1 protein-coding gene is annotated in these 279 nt (G+C 52.3%); it reads right to left on the reverse strand.

Going from position 1 to position 279, the window contains the following annotated elements; translation table 11 throughout:
• Positions 1–279 (reverse strand): class I SAM-dependent methyltransferase (locus tag FDX22_RS27175; RefSeq protein ID WP_146718056.1); only part of this gene is annotated, 279 nt, incomplete at both ends.

Consider the following 279-nt stretch of genomic DNA (forward strand, 5'->3'; position numbering starts at 1 on the left):
AGTGCAGCACCTCAAAATTCAGCAAAGAGAGCCAATCCAACTGGCGCATCAGGGTAAACATCCGGCTGTTGTAAGGCGGTGTTTTACGTAGCACTGGCACCAGCTTACGCAACCCCATCAGGCTAACCGGGTTAAACCCGCTCAGTATTAACCAACCGTCATCAATCAACACGCGATCGGCTTCACGCAGTAGGCGATGCGGATCGGCGCACCACGGTAGTGTATGCGCCAACAGGCAAACATCCACGGATTTATCGGCAAAAGGAAGGTGTAAAGGAT

This window comes from Citrobacter sp. TBCS-14 (genome assembly GCF_005280805.1).
Classification (GTDB): Bacteria; Pseudomonadota; Gammaproteobacteria; order Enterobacterales; family Enterobacteriaceae; genus Citrobacter; species Citrobacter gillenii.